This window comes from Lactobacillus sp. W8172 (assembly GCF_016102055.1).
GTDB classification, from domain to species: Bacteria; Bacillota; Bacilli; order Lactobacillales; family Lactobacillaceae; genus Lactobacillus; species Lactobacillus apis_A.
In genome coordinates this window covers 1-3,225 of the sequence record NZ_JACFPG010000007.1, presented here as the reverse complement: position 1 = coordinate 3,225, position 3,225 = coordinate 1, and the positions used below count along the sequence as shown (strand labels likewise).

The window sequence follows — 3,225 nt, the reverse complement described above, 5'->3', positions numbered from 1 at the left end:
GTTAGTACATTGAAAACTGAATATAATCCAAGAAAAACCGAGAAACAATCAAAGAGAACAGATTGCAAGAGCGACCGAGAGAGTTCGAAAAGAACGAATGACTTAAGGAAAGGTCAAGAAAAGAAGGGCGCACGGTGAATGCCTAGGCACAATAAGGCGAAGAAGGACGTGACGAACCACGAAAGGCTTCGGGGAGCAGTAAGTACGCAATGATCCGGAGATTTCCGAATGGGGGAACCCAATGCAGCGATGCATTACTATATACTGAATAGATAGGTATATAGGGCAAGACGCAGTGAACTGAAACATCTAAGTAGCTGCAGGAAGAGAAAGAAAAATCGATTTCCCAAGTAGCGGCGAGCGAAACGGAAAGAGCCCAAACCATATGATTTATCATATGGGGTTGTAGGACTGCAAGAAGGTAGTAAGGCGGATAGCAGAATTATCTGGGAAGGTAAGCCAGAGAGGGTGAGAGCCCCGTAAGCGAAATCCAAGAGACGCCGAGCAGAATCCTGAGTAGGTCGGGACACGAGGAATCCCGATTGAAGCAGCGAGGACCATCTCGCAAGGCTAAATACTAAATTGTGACCGATAGTGAACCAGTACCGTGAGGGAAAGGTGAAAAGAACCCCGGAAGGGGAGTGAAAGAGAACCTGAAACCGTGTGCCTACAAGTAGTCAAAGCCCATTAAAGGGTGATGGCGTGCCTTTTGTAGAATGAACCGGCGAGTTACGTTAATTAGCGAGGTTAAGTCAGAAAAGACGGAGCCGTAGCGAAAGCGAGTCTGAAGAGGGCGAGAGAGTTAGTTGATGTAGACCCGAAACCAAGTGACCTACCCATGACCAGGTTGAAGGTGCGGTAAAACGCACTGGAGGACCGAACCCACGTAAGTTAAAAATTGCGGGGATGAGTTGTGGGTAGCGGTGAAATTCCAAACGAACTTGGAGATAGCTGGTTCTCTCCGAAATAGCTTTAGGGCTAGCCTGGTGCGAGGATGATAATGGAGGTAGAGCTCTGTTTGGATGAGGGGCCCATCAAGGGTTACTGAGTTCAGATAAACTGCGAATACCATATATCAAAGCACTGGAGTCAGACTGCGAGTGATAAGATCCGTAGTCGAAAGGGAAACAGCCCAGATCACCAGTTAAGGTCCCAAAATCTATGCTAAGTGGAAAAGGATGTGGAGTTGCGTAGACAACTAGGATGTTGGCTTAGAAGCAGCCATCATTAAAAGAGTGCGTAATAGCTCACTAGTCGAGTGACGCTGCGCCGAAAATTTACCGGGGCTAAGCATAGTACCGAAACTGTGGATGTGTAGTAATACACGTGGTAGGAGAGCGTTCTAAGTGCGGCGAAGCTTAATCGAGAGGATAAGTGGAGCGCTTAGAAGTGAGAATGCCGGTATGAGTAGCGCAAGATAGGTGAGAATCCTATCCGCCGAAAGACTAAGGTTTCCTGGGGCAGGCTCGTCCGCCCAGGGTAAGTCGGGACCTAAGGCGAGGCCGAAAGGCGTAGTCGATGGACAACAGGTAGAAATTCCTGTACTGCGTTAGATCGTTAATAGCGAAGGAGGGACGCAGGAGGCAAAGAACGCATGGTGCTGGATATCCATGTTTAAGCAATAAGTGTAGATAAGAGTTAAATGCTTCTATCTAGAAAGCACGAGTTGTGATGAGGAGCGAAATAAAAGTAGCGAAGGTTCAAGAGTCACACTGCCAAGAAAAGCTTCTAGTGAGAGCTAACGTACCCGTACCGCAAACCGACACAGGTAGTCGAGTGGAGAACACTAAGGTGAGCGAGAGAACTCTCGTTAAGGAACTCGGCAAAATAGCCCCGTAACTTCGGGAGAAGGGGTGCTGGTGTAACAGCCAGCCGCAGTGAATAGGCCCAAACAACTGTTTATCAAAAACACAGGTCTCTGCAAAGTCGAAAGACGACGTATAGGGGCTGACACCTGCCCGGTGCTGGAAGGTTAAGGAGAGTTGTTAGCGTAAGCGAAGCAACGAACTGAAGCCCCAGTAAACGGCGGCCGTAACTATAACGGTCCTAAGGTAGCGAAATTCCTTGTCGGGTAAGTTCCGACCTGCACGAAAGGTGTAATGATTTGGGCACTGTCTCAACGAGAGACTCGGTGAAATTATAATACCCGTGAAGATGCGGGTTACCCGCGACAGGACGGAAAGACCCCATGGAGCTTTACTGCAATTTGATATTGAGTAGCTGTTAAACATGTACAGGATAGGTAGGAGCCAGAGAAGATAGCACGCCAGTGTTATCAGAGGCAATGTTGGGATACTACCCTTGTTTGATGGCTGCTCTAACCAGGACCTCTAAGCGAGGTATGGGACAGTGTCTGATGGGCAGTTTGACTGGGGCGGTCGCCTCCTAAAGAGTAACGGAGGCGCCCAAAGGTTCCCTCAGAATGGTTGGAAATCATTCACAGAGTGTAAAGGTATAAGGGAGCTTGACTGCGAGAGCGACAACTCGAGCAGGGACGAAAGTCGGGCTTAGTGATCTGGTGGTACCGCATGGAAGGGCCATCACTCAACGGATAAAAGCTACCCTGGGGATAACAGGCTTATCTCCCCCAAGAGTTCACATCGACGGGGAGGTTTGGCACCTCGATGTCGGCTCGTCGCATCCTGGGGCTGAAGTAGGTCCCAAGGGTTGGGCTGTTCGCCCATTAAAGCGGCACGCGAGCTGGGTTCAGAACGTCGTGAGACAGTTCGGTCCCTATCCGTCGTGGGCGTTGGAAATTTGAGAGGAGCTGTCCTTAGTACGAGAGGACCGGGATGGACATACCGCTGGTGTACCAGTTGTCTTGCCAAAGGCATAGCTGGGTAGCTAAGTATGGAAGGGATAAGCGCTGAAAGCATCTAAGTGCGAAGCCCCCCTCAAGATGAGATTTCCCATACGAAAGTAGTAAGACACCTCAAAGACTAAGAGGTAGATAGGCTAGGAGTGGAAGAGCCGTGAGGTTTGGAGCGGACTAGTACTAATCAGTCGAGGACTTGACCACAAGCTTGAGCGATCTGAGATTAGGATTGGTTTTTCAAAGAGGATTATATTTAGTTTTGAGTGTAAAAGCTCAAAGAAGAGAAAAAGTACGGTGGCAATAGCAAGAAGGAAACACCTGTAACCATGCCGAACACAGCAGTTAAGCTTCTTCACGCCGAGAGTAGTTGGTGGGAGACTGCCTGCGAGGGTAGGACGCTGCCGTGCTTT

Annotated in this window: 2 rRNA genes; both read left to right on the top strand. The window is 49.2% G+C overall.

Features of this window, described 5'->3' with window-relative positions:
* Positions 1-111: 111 nt before the first annotated feature.
* A 23S ribosomal RNA gene (locus H3R21_RS07355) occupies positions 112-3,019 on the top strand.
* An 86-nt stretch (positions 3,020-3,105) separates the two neighbouring features.
* Positions 3,106-3,222: ribosomal RNA gene (rrf, locus tag H3R21_RS07350) — 5S ribosomal RNA — on the top strand.
* Positions 3,223-3,225: the final 3 nt, after the last annotated feature.